The 15,090-nt window shown below is 53.8% G+C and carries 12 protein-coding genes; 6 read left to right on the top strand and 6 right to left on the bottom strand.

Translation table 11 applies throughout. The features are described 5' to 3' along the window. Positions 1–133 precede the first annotated feature (133 nt). Genes FE784_RS23130 through FE784_RS23115 form a run of 4 tightly spaced genes read right to left on the bottom strand, consistent with a single transcriptional unit; the run spans position 134 to position 2,910 of the window. Complete coding sequence (locus FE784_RS23130; protein WP_139604621.1) at positions 134–1,252, bottom strand: YeeE/YedE family protein; 1,119 nt, start codon at positions 1,250–1,252, stop codon at positions 134–136. A gap of 24 nt (positions 1,253–1,276) precedes the next feature. Next, complete coding sequence (locus FE784_RS23125) at positions 1,277–1,537, bottom strand: sulfurtransferase TusA family protein (protein ID WP_139604620.1); 261 nt, start codon at positions 1,535–1,537, stop codon at positions 1,277–1,279. Beyond that, positions 1,534–1,929 carry a rhodanese-like domain-containing protein gene (locus tag FE784_RS23120; RefSeq protein WP_139604619.1) on the bottom strand — a complete coding sequence of 132 codons (396 nt, stop codon included), beginning with the start codon at positions 1,927–1,929 and terminating at the stop codon, positions 1,534–1,536. Before FE784_RS23120 ends, FE784_RS23125 begins: the two co-directional genes overlap by 4 nt. Positions 1,930–1,944: 15 nt before the next feature. Continuing rightward, positions 1,945–2,910, bottom strand: a complete 966-nt coding sequence (locus FE784_RS23115) for a sulfurtransferase (protein WP_139604618.1) — start codon at positions 2,908–2,910, stop codon at positions 1,945–1,947. 136 nt (positions 2,911–3,046) lie between these two features. Here FE784_RS23115 and FE784_RS23110 point away from each other — a divergent pair, with 136 nt between their 5' ends. Beyond that, positions 3,047–4,117, top strand: coding sequence for a beta-propeller fold lactonase family protein (locus FE784_RS23110; protein ID WP_139604617.1), 1,071 nt, complete (start codon positions 3,047–3,049; stop codon positions 4,115–4,117). 258 nt (positions 4,118–4,375) lie between these two features. Beyond that, the gene (locus tag FE784_RS23105; protein WP_139604616.1) at positions 4,376–5,251 is read left to right on the top strand and encodes an AraC family transcriptional regulator; all 876 of its coding nucleotides are present in this window, start codon (positions 4,376–4,378) and stop codon (positions 5,249–5,251) included. A 125-nt stretch (positions 5,252–5,376) separates the two neighbouring features. On the opposite strand, the gene FE784_RS23100 is transcribed toward FE784_RS23105, so the two are convergent. Together FE784_RS23100 and FE784_RS23095 are read right to left on the bottom strand one after the other, a co-directional pair. After that, the gene (locus FE784_RS23100; RefSeq protein ID WP_139604615.1) at positions 5,377–8,217 is read right to left on the bottom strand and encodes a stalk domain-containing protein; all 2,841 of its coding nucleotides are present in this window, start codon (positions 8,215–8,217) and stop codon (positions 5,377–5,379) included. A gap of 63 nt (positions 8,218–8,280) precedes the next feature. Beyond that, positions 8,281–9,609: an ABC transporter substrate-binding protein gene (locus FE784_RS23095; RefSeq protein ID WP_139604614.1), complete on the bottom strand. Its 1,329-nt coding sequence runs from the start codon at positions 9,607–9,609 to the stop codon at positions 8,281–8,283. 425 nt (positions 9,610–10,034) lie between these two features. Between FE784_RS23095 and FE784_RS23090 the strand changes: the two genes are divergently transcribed. The 4 genes from FE784_RS23090 to FE784_RS23075 all read left to right on the top strand — a co-directional run bounded on the left by FE784_RS23090 (position 10,035) and on the right by FE784_RS23075 (position 15,058). Beyond that, on the top strand, positions 10,035–11,162 hold the full coding sequence (locus tag FE784_RS23090) for a GerAB/ArcD/ProY family transporter (protein WP_139604613.1): 1,128 nt from the start codon (positions 10,035–10,037) through the stop codon (positions 11,160–11,162). After that, positions 11,143–12,627 (top strand): spore germination protein, encoded by a 1,485-nt coding sequence (locus FE784_RS23085; RefSeq protein ID WP_139604612.1) that lies wholly within the window; start codon positions 11,143–11,145, stop codon positions 12,625–12,627. The genes FE784_RS23090 and FE784_RS23085 overlap by 20 nt, the downstream gene beginning before the upstream one ends. Further along, on the top strand, positions 12,624–13,775 hold the full coding sequence (locus tag FE784_RS23080; protein ID WP_139604611.1) for a Ger(x)C family spore germination protein: 1,152 nt from the start codon (positions 12,624–12,626) through the stop codon (positions 13,773–13,775). The genes FE784_RS23085 and FE784_RS23080 overlap by 4 nt, the downstream gene beginning before the upstream one ends. Before the next feature lie 305 nt (positions 13,776–14,080). Continuing rightward, on the top strand, positions 14,081–15,058 hold the full coding sequence (locus FE784_RS23075) for an HD domain-containing phosphohydrolase (protein ID WP_139604645.1): 978 nt from the start codon (positions 14,081–14,083) through the stop codon (positions 15,056–15,058). Positions 15,059–15,090: the final 32 nt, after the last annotated feature.

Raw genomic sequence — 15,090 nt, 5'->3', positions numbered from 1 at the left:
CTTAGTGCCATACGCCTCGTTGCACAATGAACCGTACTATGACTATTTGGATAATTCTCCGATTTTTGAACGGCAAGGACGACAAAAATCCCCGAATGCACCGCATCCGGGGAACTTTATTGCTTATTCGAGCTTATGCGCCGAACGAATCGTCCTTCTGAAACAGCATCAGCGGCATTTTGAACACGTACGCCACGACGATGAATATACCGGCGATCATCCCGATCAGCACGAGCACGCTGCTGATCGACAGGCCGCCTACGCCGGTAATGACATTGGCGATATTGCAGCCCGGCGCGATCCGGGACGAGACGCCCATCAGCAATCCGCCGAAGATGGCGGCAGGCAGACGGGATCTGCGCGGGTAGCGCAGCTTGAAGCTCCCGCTCAGCAAAGCGGCGGACATCGAGCCGATGACGAGGAAAATAACGAGCGTTTCCTCCGGTCCGAGCCCGACTTTCGGAAAATCGGCGAACAATGCGTTCAAATACGTATTGTTGAATACGAAGTCGTCTCCGAACAGCTGGGCGACCGCAACCGCTCCGATGCGCGTCTCCGGGCCGGTGATGCCGACGTTGGACATTAGCGCGAATTGGACGGTAGCGACGACGCCGATCAGGAACGCGACGAGGCGGATATCCCAGTGCGACTGCTTGAACGGGTTGCCCTCCCAATCCGTCAGGGCGCTCTTGAACCCTTGGGCGAAGCCGCGGACCCCGAAGCGGGCGATGGCGATTCCGACCATGACGAGGACGATCGCGATAGGAATCGCGTAAACCGGCAGCGGCAGACTGTACAGCGAATACCCGGAATCTACCACCGTCATCGGTTCGATGACGTCGCGTCCCCACGGATCATACACGAGCGCGAACAACAGATTGCCGGCGATCGCAAATACGAGCACGATCCAAAACTGCACATAGCCCATTCCGCACCGGTACAAAGTACCGGATCCGCAGCCGCCGGCAATGGTCATCCCGATGCCGAACAACAATCCGCCGAGCAGGTTCGCTCCGCCGATCGGCACGGTCCATACGTCCGCGATCCCTTTGGCGCCGGTCGTAAGCACGATCGCCCATCCGAGCAGCGCCGTAGCCATGAGGACGAGCACGCCGTTCAAAATGCGCGTGTCCCGGACGCTGATCCAGTCGCGTATCGAAGCGACAAAACAAAAATCCGCCTTTTGCAGCAAAAAGCCGTATGCAAAGCCGAAGAAAGCAGCCAGCAAAAAGACGTCCCATGTGTAAGCCATTACTGCCAACCATCCTTATGAGCTTTATGATTTCTTGACGAAGATGTGATATTGGCCGCCTTTTTTCGCGACACCCAAAAATTCTCCGATTTTATTCATTTTGACCGCGGCCGGAATCGTCTTCGTCGCGATGCTGTGGTCGGTAATCTCCACGACGATTTCCCCGGGCTTCGCCTTCTTCAAACCGGCCAAAGCCAGATTGAGCGTGTGAGGGCAAACTTCGCCGATCGCGTCTACGACATGATCCGGTTTCAATTCGAGAAGCTGCTGTTCGTTGAGGCTCATTGGTTGTTCTCCCCTTCCGTTTTGTCCAGTCCGTAGCTATCGATCGGCTCGGCTGGGCCGGCTTCCGTCGCATTTCCTTCCCCTGCCCAGCTTAACATGCCTCCGGCAAAATTGTGCACATTGGCAAAGCCGTTGTTCTGAAAATATTTGGCGACCTCGAAGCTTCTCCGTCCGCTTCTGCAGACGAATACGTACTCCCGCTCGGGGTCAAGCCGCTCCGTCCAATCGATAATGTCGCCCATCGGAATGAGCGGCAGGCCGGAAATATGCGCTTCCTCGTATTCCTCCGGCTCCCGGACGTCGATTACGATCGCCGCCCGGCCTGTATCCTCCAACGCTTCCTTCAGCTCCCGCCAATCCAGGTGGGAAATGTTCTCGATCCGCTCTGCCATGCCGGCAATCCTCCTTTATTTCACCAATGGAGCGTCGTCGCTATTGGCCCATTCCGCCATGGAGCCTTCATAAGGGCGAACATCTTTAAATCCGAGCAGACGTAGTGTAAAATAGGAATGCGCGCCGCGAATATTCGTCTGGCAATACGGAATAATCGTCTTGTCCTTATCGGTTACTCCGGCCTTCGTATAGATCGCGTTCAAATCTTTGAAGCTTTTGAATTTCGGCACCCCGTCTGTCGGGTTTTGGTCAATCGCTTCGCTCCACTCCGTATTGATCGCACCGTTCACGTGGCCACCGTTCTTGTTGCCGCGCAGGTCTTCTCCAGTATATTCCTTACTGGAACGCGTGTCGAGCAGCGTGCACTGCGCCAAATTGGCGGACAGCAGTTGGGCTTTCGTCGTGATCAGGTTTTCATTCGGCTGAGCCGTGAAGTTTCCTTTGGCCACGGTCGGCGTATCGGTCGATACTTCTTTGCCGGCGTTCGTCCAAGCCAAATAGCCGCCGTTCAATACTTTCACTTTATCTTTCAAGCCGTAATATTCCAGTCCGTAGAAAATGCGCGTCGCGCCGTTGCCGGCGCCGCCTTCGTCGTAGACGAGCACGGTCGTGTCGCTGTTGATGCCGGCTTTCTGGAACAGCTCCGTAAAAGCTTCCTTAGAAATGATCGTCTGGTTTTTGGAATCTTTCAGCAGACCCGAGTTGATCGAGACCGCTCCCGGAATATGTCCTTGCTCGTAGCCCTTCGAACGGGCGTCGATAATTTTCACCTTGCCGTCCTTGATGTTGTCCTCGACCCACTTTACGTCGGCGAGCAGTTGCGCATTCGGGTACGTATCGGGCGCCTTCGCCTCTTGTACCGGTTTATTGCCGCTCGCGCCTCCGGACGCGTTCGTCGGACTGCTCTCGGGCTTGTTGCCGCAGGCGGCCGTAATCCCTGCCAGAAGAACCAAGGAAATAAGTGCCAATTTGCTTTTCATAACTATCTTTCTCCCCTCCGTGTCGTAAGCGTCTTGCCACAAATATGAGTTCCACTGTATAATACATCTATCCCTAGTGATTTACAAGGTTTAATTTTTCGGACATACCAACGAGAACGGGGCAGGAGAGTACAAGATGAGACACAAGAAAAAAATGGCGGCGGCGGCTTTGATAGTATCGATATTGCTAGGCGGCTGCGCCATGGAGACGAAAGAACAGGCCAAGGCGCGGCTTGCGGCCGGCGGCGGCAAAACGGGCGAAGCGTCGGCAACGGTACAAACCGATGCGGGCAAATTGACGGCCGTCCAATTTTACGTGCCGAGCGAGAAGGAAAACAATCTGTCCGTCATCGACGTCCCTACCGGGAAAGTCGTCGGAACGGTCAAGCTGTCCGAGGCTCCCTCGACCGTCGTATTTTCCAGCACGATGCGCGAAGCGTACGCGGCCAATATGAACAGCAGCACGGTCTCCATTATCAATACGCAGACGCTCAAGGTTACGAAGGAAGTACCCGTCGGCCCGATGCCGCACGGCCTCGCGCTGTCTCCGGACAACAAGACGCTGTACGTGGCGGCCGTAGCCGACCAGTTCATCTATCTCGTAGACACGAAGGAAGGCAAGGAAGCCGGTACGATCGATCTCGGGACCGGAGCCAAGACGAACTACTTAAGCTTGTTCGGAGACAAGCTGTACGTCAGCGATCACGAGAACAACAAAGTATATGTCGTCAATGTGAAGACGAAGCAGACCGTTCTGACCATCCCGACCGGCAAGACGCCACGCGCGGTCAAAGTAAGCGACGACGGCAAGAAGCTGTTCGTGCCGAGTGCCGGCGACGGGACGTTGGAAATCTATAATACGCAGGACGGCAAGCTCGAATCGAAAATCGCCGTCGCCGCCGGCGCGACCGACGTCGTCATCGCCGAGGACGGTCTAAGCGCGGTCGTCACCTCCATGGAAGGAAACGCCGCCACATTCGTCGATTTGGCGACCGGCAAGCCGATCCAGACGATCAACGACCTGGCCGGTGCCAGACACATTTCCTATAACCGGCAGCAAACGAAAGCATACGTCACGCTCAGCGGTTCCAACGAGGTAGCCGTCATCGATACGCAAACGCGGCAAATCGTGGAGCGCATCAAGGTAGGCGCCACCCCTCACGGGATTCAAATCAAAGCGCTGCCCGGAATCGGCGGCAGCTGCTGATCGTGCATGGCCTCAGGCCGACTTCGGAGAGGCGGACGCATTCCTCGTAAAACTGCAAAAGTTTACGATTCGAACGCCTTTCCCATCCGCACGTCAAAGCTTGACGGCGCAAAACCTTCGATTCCGCTTCTCCGGCGGCTTCGAAGGTTTTTTCATGCGAGCGGGATTGAAATTTCAGCATGCGGGCGCATAGAACGCCGGCAATTTCGTGATATAATATAAGAATGCAGCCTGTAGCTCGCGAGAGGGGGTCATGCCATGCTTGCTGCGGCAAACAAGAAGATCGAGACGTTTGAAGGAAAGCGTTTTCCGTTCAAAATGAGCATGCAGCGGGACCGCAATATTTTGGTGGCTTCCCATTGGCATGAGCATTTTGAGCTGATCAAAATCGTACAAGGTCCGGTTCAGATCCAAATCGATCAGCATAGCTTTACCGCCGAAACCGGCGAAATTTATTTTATCAACAGCTGCCAAATTCATTCCGTCATATCTTATCCCGGAGTCAACGGCGTCATTCAAGGGATGGTGTTCGATAAAGCGCTGTTGTATACATTGGAAAACTTGGAAATCCGGCACTTGCTGTCCCTTTTTCTCAGATCGAACAAGGTTGCCAACCGGTATGCCGAGTCCCATCCGCTGTGGACGGAACTGAATGTCGAGATGGAGAAGGCTTACCAGGAGTTCACGCGGGAACAAGTGGGGCACGAATACAGCATTCTCTCTTGCCTGTACAGGATCATCGTCCCCATGCTGCGGTTATACCAGCAAGATTTGAACAGCAACCCTCCCCACCAGTATGCAAACCAATACATGCGGCTGAAGCCGGCCATCGACTATATGGAAGAGCATCTCGCCGAGAAAGTATATATGGAGGAAGTTTGTAAAAATGTGAATATGAGCCTTTATTATTTTTCAAGCCTGTTCAAAAAGGTTTTCGGGCTGCCTCCCGTTCAATATTTGATCCAGCTGCGCATCGATCATGCCAAGCGGCTGCTGCTCGACGAGGAAAGGTCCATTTCGGAAATTGCCGAGCTTTGCGGGTTTTGCAACATTAATTACTTCGACAAAATGTTTAAAGAAAAGAGCGGATTTACGCCAAAAGATTTCCGCAAGCGTTATGTCCGTCAGGAGTAGCCGCGGAGGAATCGCGTCCTGCCCCTCCGATCGGCACGGAACCCCATTCCAAACGTGGGGTTCAAATACGAGAAAAAGACTGCCGTATGATCGGCAGTCACTTTCTCGTTTCCGTCCGGCAGTACCTACTCGACGAAAGTAGTCACGCTTTTCGGCGCAAGCGTGTAGGTAAAGCTGCCGCCGCCCGTCGCGTAGCTCCCGATCGAGGCAATATTTTCCGTGTCGCTCGTCCGGTATACCGAGACAGCCGGTCCGGACATCCCGTTAATCGTTACCGTTACCGGTTCCGTGGAGCGGTTGGCCGCCACGAGCACCGCTTTGCCGGTTGTCGTATTTTTGGCCGCCGTTACGGTTACGTTGCTGTTGCCGCTTTCCGCCTTCAAGTTGTAATCCCCCGGACGGATGAACCGGCTGAACTGCCCCATCGCATACAGCCGCTTGTTCACGACATAGTTGCCGTCAAGCGTCAAATTGACCAAAGCTTCCCGCCGGGAGGAGGAGGTCTCCGCCGTAGGCTTCGTTACAAACAGCCAGTACAGGTACGAGCTATATCCTTGCTCCAGCGCGGCATTGATTTGGTCGGCGACCTCGATAGCCCCGTTCATCAGGGGATCGTTCGGTGGCTGCATGCTGTATTCCATCATAAACAGCGGTTTGTTGAACGAGCGCAAATCGTAATTATATGCGTCGTACGTATTCCACGTGTAAAAGTGGGTACCGATATAATCCAGCTTTTGCACTGCCGCCGGGTCCATCTGATTCAGTAATTTCCACGTCGAGCCCAGATGTCCGCCTTCGGGAGCGCCCAACCCCACATCGATTCCATCGGTCTCGAAGGCGTCGTATACGGCAGACACCACGCTGCTCAGCTCTTGCCCCGTATAAATCGCCGAGGCGTAGTCCATCAACGCTTCGGGCTCATTTTGGATGCTTAGCCAGCGTAAATCGTACCCGTAATCTTCCTTATATGTTTTGGCCCATGTCAACAAGTACTCCGCAAAGTCGTCATAGTGCTCCGGCTTCAGATGTCCTCCGCGAATCTCGGACCCGTTGTCCTTCATCCAGGCTGGCGGGCTCCACACCGAAGCGGCGAAGCGCATGGACGGATAACGGCTGACGGCCTCATCGGCGAACCACCTCTGATGCTGATCCGTATCGAAGTCCCATACTCCCGGCGCCGGCAATATCGTCGCTTGCAGAGCATTGCCCGGATCGGGATCGTCCTTCTTAAACGGGTTCACTTCCAGTCTGACGATCGAGAGACCGGCTTGGTCATCCTCCATACCGAACAATAAATCGAGGAGCATCTGTCGGGTCGGCGTATCGATATTCATCAAATCGTGAACCGGACCGTTGGCCGTTGCCCCGAATCCCCATATTTCTTGCTGAACCTCGCTTGTATCCACCTCGATGACATTGACCTTCTTGGATTCGATCGTCACCACTTTTTGTTCCGCATCCCACGAAACCGTTGCTTCCAGCGCATCCGCGACGAATGATGCCGGCACCATCAGCACCCCGTCCTTCAAGTAAGGCGGAGCGTCCAGAGCGACTGTCGCGCCGTTTACTTGGGCAGACGACTCGCCGGCGGCAATCGCGCTCGTTCTTCCATTTTTCACGGCGGTCGCCGTTTGCGTCAGCGCATCCCAGGTCACATCCGCTCTCAAAGCGGAGAACGTTTTGGGCAATTGCAGGAACGGGATATCGTTCTTGACTTCGGGCTTGGCGTTCAGGAAGACGACCGGCTTGTCGTCTACGACAATCTGCATCTCTTTGGGCGGGATTCTCGACGGCGGGATTTCCGTCGTAAACCCGGTTTTCACGAGCTCTACATCGTCGAAGTACACATCGCCGACAACTCCGGCGTATCCGGGAAGCGACATCTGCTCGACGGCAATTCCGTACAGGGGATCGACCCCGACCGTATAGGGCAGCGTAATTTTGATCCAATCCTGATCGGTGACCAAGGTCCGATAGTTCGCCCTGTCGTTATAGTAGGATATGCTGCCGGACAAGGTGCCGTCGATATCGATGACGGAAATAAAGAAGTATCCGGCTTTTACGGGACTGGCCGCGCCTACTCTCGCATATAGTGACACGTCGTACTGGGTTCCCGGGGTGACATCGAGCCCCGTGAACGCATCATTGATTTTGATCCGGTGGAAGAGCTGGGTCCGTCCGCCAACATGAAGGCTTTTGCCGCCATATACGCCGTGCACGACCGTATTGTCCAGAGACAAATTCCACGTCGGCTGTCCGCCGCCGACTCCAATATTCGCCTGTTGCCAGCTTGCGGCATTATCGAACGTAATGAGCTTCGACGTCGGCGGCGGCACTTCAACGATCTCCACATCGTCGATATTGAGCACCGGCACCGTTCCGGTCCAGCTGCCGGAAGCGATCTGCTCTACGGCAATCCCGTACACCGTGCTGCCGGTCGTCATATACGGGAGCGTAATCTTCGTCCACCCGTCCTGGCCGACCAGAAATTTATAATTGGCCGAATCGGAATAATAAGGCGGGTCTGAAGGGCCGCGGGTACCCGGATAAGTCACGACGGACAGGTAGAAATATCCGTTTGTCACGCTGCTGCCCGCGCCGACCTTGGCCCACATGGAGATATTGTAATGCTTGCCCGCCTGCATATCGAGACCGTCGAAAGCGTGCGGTATTTTTACCCGGTTATACAGTTGCGTCCGTCCGCTGATTTTGACGCTTTTCCCGGTATCGCCGCGGTAAACGGCGGAATCCAGACTGAGAACGGACGATCCGCCGCCGAGGGCCAGGTTCGCCTCGGAAATATCCGAATACACGTCGAAGGTAATGCTGACGGCCGGCGCGGACGATCCCGAACCGCCCTCCTCTGCCTCCGCTGCAGAGACGAAACCGAACGTCTGCAGCAGCAGGCCGAATACCAAGCTTATACGCAAATAGTGTGCATATTGCCTCTTCCATGCCTGATTCATTCGCGGAAACCCCTTTCCCGGACCTTGAGAGAGCGCTTTCAAATGCGGTAGATTCAGCTTGGTTTATTTCATCTTGTTGGTTTCGATCCATTGATTGATTTTTTCTTCCGCCTCTCTTAAAGCGGTGTTCAGATCCTTGCCCTTCATATATTCTTCGAAGCTTTTGAACGAGATATTTCGTACATCCGAAGAATCATAAGGCGAGAATGCGGGAGCGGCCGGCGCGGTGCTTTTGAAAATGGACTTCAGGTTTTTCCCCTTCAAAAACGGCATATCCGCTCCCAGCGCTTCCTTCATCGCGGGATCTTTCAGCGAGGAGAATCGGGCCGTCGTTCGGGCGCTCTTCAGTTGAACCTCGTTCGAGGTCACGACGCTCAGCAATTGCGCCGCCTGTTCCTTGTATTTGCTCGTTTGGGAAATGGAGAATATTTGCGCATCGACGAACGCATACAGGTTCGGCTTCCCCTTATAGCTCGGATATTGAACCAAGTCCCAGTTCAATCCGTTTTTCGTCGCCTCTTCCAGTCCGATATTCAATAAATTGTTGTAGGGCAGCATCGCTATATTTTGATCTTGCATAAACCAGTTCCGGGCTTGAAAGCTGTTCAGCTTATCCGGCTTGTTATTCGGGATGCTCCAAATTTCTTTGGCCAACGTAAATACGGTCCGCCATCCGTCCGAATTGACCGTCGCCTTGTTCGTCTTGGGATCGACGAGCGTAATCGCCAATGGCATCGCCAGACGGGCGATCGTATCGGGATCAAGCCCCCTGTACGTCACTCCGCTGTCCACGCGAGACACTTTCTTGGCCAGCTCGATGACATCCTCCCATGTCATGCCGTCCTGCGGATAAGGAGTGCCGAACTTGTCGAAAATCGCTTTGTTGTAGTAATTGGCGTTGAAGTGAGCAAAAAAAGGCAATCCGTACACTTCTCCCTGCTCCGACGAAGCGCCGGCAAGCATTTGCGGATCGAAGCGGCTCAAGTCCACCCCATTCGTTTTCAGCAACGGGGTAATGTCGCCCAATAGGCCGTACCTCTTGTATTTGCCGATATCCGCGATGTTCGTATAGAAAATATCCGGCGTTTGGCCCGTAGCGAGCAGTTCTTCGATCGTCGTTCCTTTCCCGTTTCTGACCGTTTCAACGCTGATATGAGGATATAGTTTTTTCACCGGTTCCTCGATAAGCGTTATTACATCCTGATCGCTCAGCGAGCTGTTGGACAAATACAGCTTCAGCGTCGCCGGACTCGTATTGACGACCGGTTTTTTGGAAGCATCTGCGGATTGGCCATTTTCGCCGCCGGCTCCCGGTTTGTTTCCCCCGCATCCCGTCACCACCGCAATCGCGGCAAGCAAGGTTAAAGCGGTTATCGTTTTACTCCTTCTCATCTGACTCTCCTCCTGGAAGGTACATAGTCGTTCAGCTTGCAATAAAGCGCTTTCCCCTTCGAATGTATTCGTCTGCGGGCATCATGCTTCTCCGAAGGCAACAGGCCTGCCTCCTTGGCGCATAGCTACACATTCGGCATTGATATTGCCTCCTTCCACTTGCTTACAACCGCTTTACATTTACACTATAGCAGATAAACTTTACCCGACTCTACGTAACTTTATTGAAAAAATTTATGTTTTTTTGCTATAGTCCGCAATATGGCGGCTGTCGAATCGCTCAGGCCGGTCATGCGGGAAACGCCCGTTCGCAAACGGCAAAGCTTGCTTCAATTTCCATGCATAGCCTTGCCGAATAAAGGAAATGGTACAAAATGACGCTTGTCGCGCCGCCATAACTTCATTGCCGCAGATGGGAAAACGATATGGGACAATCGAATGGGAATTCTATCGGTAAGATCAGCTTCACCCAAGCGTTTATGGTCATGATGCTGTTCAACGGTCTCACGAGTCATGTCATCGCGAACCCTTTGCTGCTCGATTCATCCGGAAGGGATGCCTGGATATCGGTCCTGCTGACATCGGCGTTGTACATTCCTTGGTGCGGCCTCCTTGTTTATATTATGAAAAAATCGGGCCGGCAAAAGCTGCAGGACTGGCTCGCCAAGCAAACGAACCCGGTCGTGGCGTGGCTGCTTCTCGTGCCGATCTGCCTACAGCTGTATATGATCGGGAGCATGACGGTTATCCATACGACGATCTGGACCGTGACGAACTATTTGCCGGCCACCCCCCAATACGTACTGATTGTCGCCTTGGTTCTCGTCTGCCATTATTTGGCCAAGCATGGGCTTCGCACGATCGCGATCGGGGCGGGTATTCTGCTCCCGACCGTAGTCATTCTCGGCTATTTCGTGGCGATAGCCAATACTTCGGAGAAGGATTTTGCCCTCATGAGACCTTTCCTGGAGAACGGCTGGTATCCCGCGTTCAGGGGGATGGTTTACGCCGGGGGAGCCTTCGTGGAAATCGCCCTTCTGCTGCTGCTGCAGCACCGTCTGAAATCGAAAGTCCGGGTGTGGCAAATGACGCTGTTGGGCGTCGTACTCGTCTATATTACGCTTGGCCCGCTTATCGGGGCGATTACCGAATTCGGTCCCAAGGAAGCGGCCAAGCAGATGGTATCTCCATACGAGCAGTGGCGTCTAGTCAAACTGGGCAACTATATCGAGCATGTCGATTTCCTGTCGGTCTATCAATGGCTGGCCGGGGCGACCGTCAGGATCAGTCTCTCCCAATATTTGCTCGTCGACCTGCTTCCTCTCCGGAAGCCGAGGTCGCGGAAATGGACCGTCGTGGCGATTTCGCTCAGCTTTGTCGTTCTGTCTATACTGATCAGCGATCAAAATACGTTTTATTTATGGATGTACCAGCTTTATTTCCCCGTTTCCTTGTTCGTGACGTTATTCATTACATTGGCATGGGCCGTCATCGCATGGTTCGCCAAACCGCCCGGGGAGGGAAAGGAACGACATGAAGGAACGCAAGCTTGAGTGTGCGCAGGCTTGGACGGAACAGAGGCTGCGCCTTTTGTTCGAGCGATGCTCCGATGTGCACATGCAGCATTACCGTTTCGCGGAGCATGACCCTTCCTCGGTGCTGCTCATGATTTATTCCGAGGGATTGTGCGACAGCTCGCTGATCGGGAAAGTCGTACTCCCCGAGCTGAACCGCGCCTATGAGGCAAACGGCTTTGAGCACCTTCGGCATTGTCGCGTCTACGGCGCGCTGCCGCTCGACGCTCTTGAAGAAGACACGTCGGAAGAGCAAATAATGGATGCGGTATTTCAAGGAGATCTAGTCATTGCCTTCCTGGAAACGAATGCCCTGTACAAGCTCAATATTAGCAGGAGGCCGGAACGGACTCCCGAAGAATCGACCACCGAGATCTCGATCAAGGGACCGAAGGACGGATTCGTGGAAGATTTGACGGTTAACGTCGCCCTGATCCGCAAACGGATCCGCAGCAATACGTTATGCTGCGAAACGTCCATTCTCGGCAGAAGAACGAGAACGAAGATCGGCTTGCTGTATATCCGGGACATTTTGTCTCCGGACACGTTAAAGGAAATTCGCGCCAGACTGGGCAAAATCGATGTGGACGGCATTTACAGCATCGGCCAGCTGGAGGAAGCGCTATCCGACGTCAACTATTCTTTGTTTCCGCTCATCGACTTTACCGGCCGTCCCGATTATGCGGTCAGCGGCCTGCTTGCCGGCAGATTCGTCCTGATCGTCGACGGAAATCCGCTGGTGCTCATTGCACCCGCCACGTTCGCGCTAATTTTGAAGTCGCCGGAGGACATCCATTTCAATTTTCAATACGTCTCGTTTGCACGGCTGATCCGTATATTCAGCTTCTGGATGTCGCTTCTCTTGCCCGGCTTCTGGGTCGCGCTGTCCGCCTTCCATCAGGATCAAATTCCGTTCCGGCTCATGGCGACGATCTCGGTGGCCCGGATCGGCCTCCCCTTGTCGGCCCAGATGGAAATGTTCCTGCTGCTGCTGCTCATGGAAATATTCCGGGAGGCCGGAGTCCGGCTCCCGAGCTCGATCGGCCAAACGCTGACCGTTATCGGGGGACTGGTCATAGGCGATGCCGCTATCCGGGCGGGGCTCGTTTCCCCATCCGTAGTCGTCGTCGGGGCCATTACCGCGGTGATGGGCGTCACGCTGGTCAACCAAACGTTGAGCACATCGGTGAGCGTGATCCGGCTCGGCATTTTTATCGCCTCGTCGATCATCGGCATGTACGGACTGCTCCTCAGCTTGATTCTGCTCCTGTTCTACATGTCCAGGCTGAAATCGTTCGGCGTCCCTTACTTGGCGCCATTGTCGCCATTCATCTTCAAGGACCTGTTCAAAGGATTCATGAGGCTGCCCTGGAGCAAAATGAAAAACCGGCCGCAGGCGCTGCATCCGATCGATCCGGACCACAAAGGCAAGGACGACCCATGAGAAAGGCGGCCGTCCTTGTTCTCGTATCGGTCGTGACGGCGCTGCTCTGCGGCTGCTGGAATTCCAAGGATATTCAAAATATGGCCTATGTCACCGCCCTCGGTTTCGATTATGTGGACGGCAAATATGTGACTTATGTCCAAGTGCTCAACTTCTCCAACGTCGCCAAAAGCGAATCGGCCCAAGTCGGCAAAAACATTCCGGTATGGATCGGGAAAGGCGAAGGAGTGACGGTTACCGAATCGATGAACGACATTTATTCCACATCCCAATTGCGCATTTTCTGGGGTCATGTCAAATCGATCGTCTGTACCGAAACATTTTTGAAGAACGGTCAGCGGGTCAGAGAGGCGTACGATATGGTGAACCGGTACAGGGAAATCCGGTATAATGTGCTGATGTATGGCACGAAGGAATCGCTGCGCGACATTTTCACCCAGAAATCGGTGTTGAATTTGTCTCCGCTCGATACGCTGCTGGATACGCCTTCGCAAATTTATTCCCAGCGTTCTTACATTTTGCCGATGTACGGCTATAAAATCGTCGCGCAATTCAATGAACCGGCCCAAACGGCGATGCTTCCCTCACTCACTCTCGACAAGGAGTCCTGGAGCGAGGACCGGAAGGCGATGCCCATGTTCAGAATCGACGGCGCTTACTATTTCCACAAGCAGCAAATGATCGGCTGGCTGTCGGAAGAAGATCTGGAAGGATACCGCTGGGTCCAGAAAAAGCTGGAGCGCTCTCCGATCAATATTCCCGACAATGACGATCCGGACGCGGTGATCATACTGATCAAGCCGAAGCCCCGCATTGAACCGTTCATCCGGAACGGAAAGGCATATTTCCGTATAAGGCTGATGATCGAATCGTATTTGGATGAAATGGCGCGGGACATTACCAAAAAAGAAATCGAGGAAGAGGCGGCCAAAGCAATCGCTCACCAGATCCGGACAACGTACGAAAAAGGACTGAAGCTCAAAGTCGACGTCCTCCAGCTCGGCGAAACGTTGTACCGGAAATATCCGGCTGTCTGGCACGAGCACCACCAAGACGGCGAGTTCATTCTGGACGAGCATTCGTTGGACCGGATCGACGTCACCGTCCGATTGATGCATACCGGCAAATATAAAGGAAGAGTCGAGTGACCGCCGCTTGGAAATCGATCGCAATGACGCCCATGCCGGGCGTACAGATGCAGATGCAAACGCCTCCGAGCTTGCCGGAGGCGTTTGCCGCAATTATTGCCCGATACTTGCATTGTCTATTCGGAACGTGTGCTTGCCATTCCATCGATCATGCGGATAAGACGTCATTCCGGAGCTTCCGTCCGGCAGGGTTAGCTTTCTGCTTCTTATGATAGGCCCGAATCGGATTTCGGTATGATGCCGGACCTGAAATATGATAAACTATGGATAGTTTTGCCTGCATATTGATTACGGGGGAAGAAATGATGAACGAATCGCTGCGTTTATTCCTCACCTTGTCGGATGCCGTTATCATCACGGATTCCAGCCATTACATCGTGGATGTAAATTCAGCCTACGAACATATTACCGGCTATAGACGCGATACGATACTCGGCGCCAAGGCGAGTGTCGTCAAGAGCAAATATACGAATAAAGCGACCTACAAAAGCATGCACGAGGCGCTGGATAAAGGCGAGAGCTGGTCCGGCATTTTCATCAACAAAAAAAGCAACGGCGAGCTGTGGCATTCCTCCATCTCGATCACCCCTTATACATTCGACGGGAGCTGTTATTATGTCGGCATTTTCCGGGAGCTGGAGCATCTGGAGGAAGGCATCTACATCGCGGAAGACCGGAGGAACAACATTCAAGGCGTGCTGCTGAAAGTATTGGCCATCTCCTGCGAAATCCGCGATCCGGCGATCGAGGATCATTTGACGAGGGTGCAGCAATACTCCGAAAGCTTGCTGAACCGACACAACGAACGGATGAAATCGAAGCTCTCGGACGATTATATCCAGAGCGTCATCCATTCCAGCATCATGCACGACATCGGCAAATCGGGCGTTCCGGAAGGCATTCTGTACAAACCCGGACCCCTGACCAGCTACGAGCGGCTGATCGTGGAAATGCACCCTTTGATCGGCGTAGACATTTTGGAGAAAATCAACAGCGAGCTGCAGGACAGTTTCTTCAAGGATCAGTTGTCCGTAGCCAGAAACATTATATTGCACCATCACGAGAAATGGGACGGCACGGGGTATCCTTCCAAGCTTCAAGGGACGGACATTCCGCTGGAGGCCCGGGTCGTCAGCATCGTGGACGTATATGACGCCCTGACTTCAAGAAGGCCGTACAAGGAAATATGGCCGTCGGAAAAGGCGCTTTCCTTCCTTCGGGATCATCGGGGTACGTCGTTCGACCCGGATTTGATCGATTCGTTTGTTTCGCTGCATACTTAGCTGACGATACTAGCCGTATACTCCGGCGCTCG

Origin of the sequence: Paenibacillus hemerocallicola (assembly GCF_006265175.1) — a bacterium.
Taxonomy (GTDB): Bacteria; Bacillota; Bacilli; order Paenibacillales; family NBRC-103111; genus Paenibacillus_AB; species Paenibacillus_AB hemerocallicola.
This window is presented reverse-complemented; position numbering and strand designations above follow the sequence as displayed.

Bases quoted from the DNA above. Each gene is read 5' to 3' on its own strand.
- FE784_RS23130 (WP_139604621.1), bottom strand. From the start codon at position 1,252: ATGGCTTACACATGGGACGTCTTTTTGCTGGCTGCTTTCTTCGGCTTT.
- FE784_RS23125 (WP_139604620.1), bottom strand. From the start codon at position 1,537: ATGAGCCTCAACGAACAGCAGCTTCTCGAATTGAAACCGGATCATGTC.
- FE784_RS23120 (WP_139604619.1), bottom strand. From the start codon at position 1,929: ATGGCAGAGCGGATCGAGAACATTTCCCACCTGGATTGGCGGGAGCTG.
- FE784_RS23115 (WP_139604618.1), bottom strand. From the start codon at position 2,910: ATGAAAAGCAAATTGGCACTTATTTCCTTGGTTCTTCTGGCAGGGATT.
- FE784_RS23110 (WP_139604617.1), top strand. From the start codon at position 3,047: ATGAGACACAAGAAAAAAATGGCGGCGGCGGCTTTGATAGTATCGATA.
- FE784_RS23105 (WP_139604616.1), top strand. From the start codon at position 4,376: ATGCTTGCTGCGGCAAACAAGAAGATCGAGACGTTTGAAGGAAAGCGT.
- FE784_RS23100 (WP_139604615.1), bottom strand. From the start codon at position 8,217: ATGAATCAGGCATGGAAGAGGCAATATGCACACTATTTGCGTATAAGC.
- FE784_RS23095 (WP_139604614.1), bottom strand. From the start codon at position 9,609: ATGAGAAGGAGTAAAACGATAACCGCTTTAACCTTGCTTGCCGCGATT.
- FE784_RS23090 (WP_139604613.1), top strand. From the start codon at position 10,035: ATGGGACAATCGAATGGGAATTCTATCGGTAAGATCAGCTTCACCCAA.
- FE784_RS23085 (WP_139604612.1), top strand. From the start codon at position 11,143: ATGAAGGAACGCAAGCTTGAGTGTGCGCAGGCTTGGACGGAACAGAGG.
- FE784_RS23080 (WP_139604611.1), top strand. From the start codon at position 12,624: ATGAGAAAGGCGGCCGTCCTTGTTCTCGTATCGGTCGTGACGGCGCTG.
- FE784_RS23075 (WP_139604645.1), top strand. From the start codon at position 14,081: ATGAACGAATCGCTGCGTTTATTCCTCACCTTGTCGGATGCCGTTATC.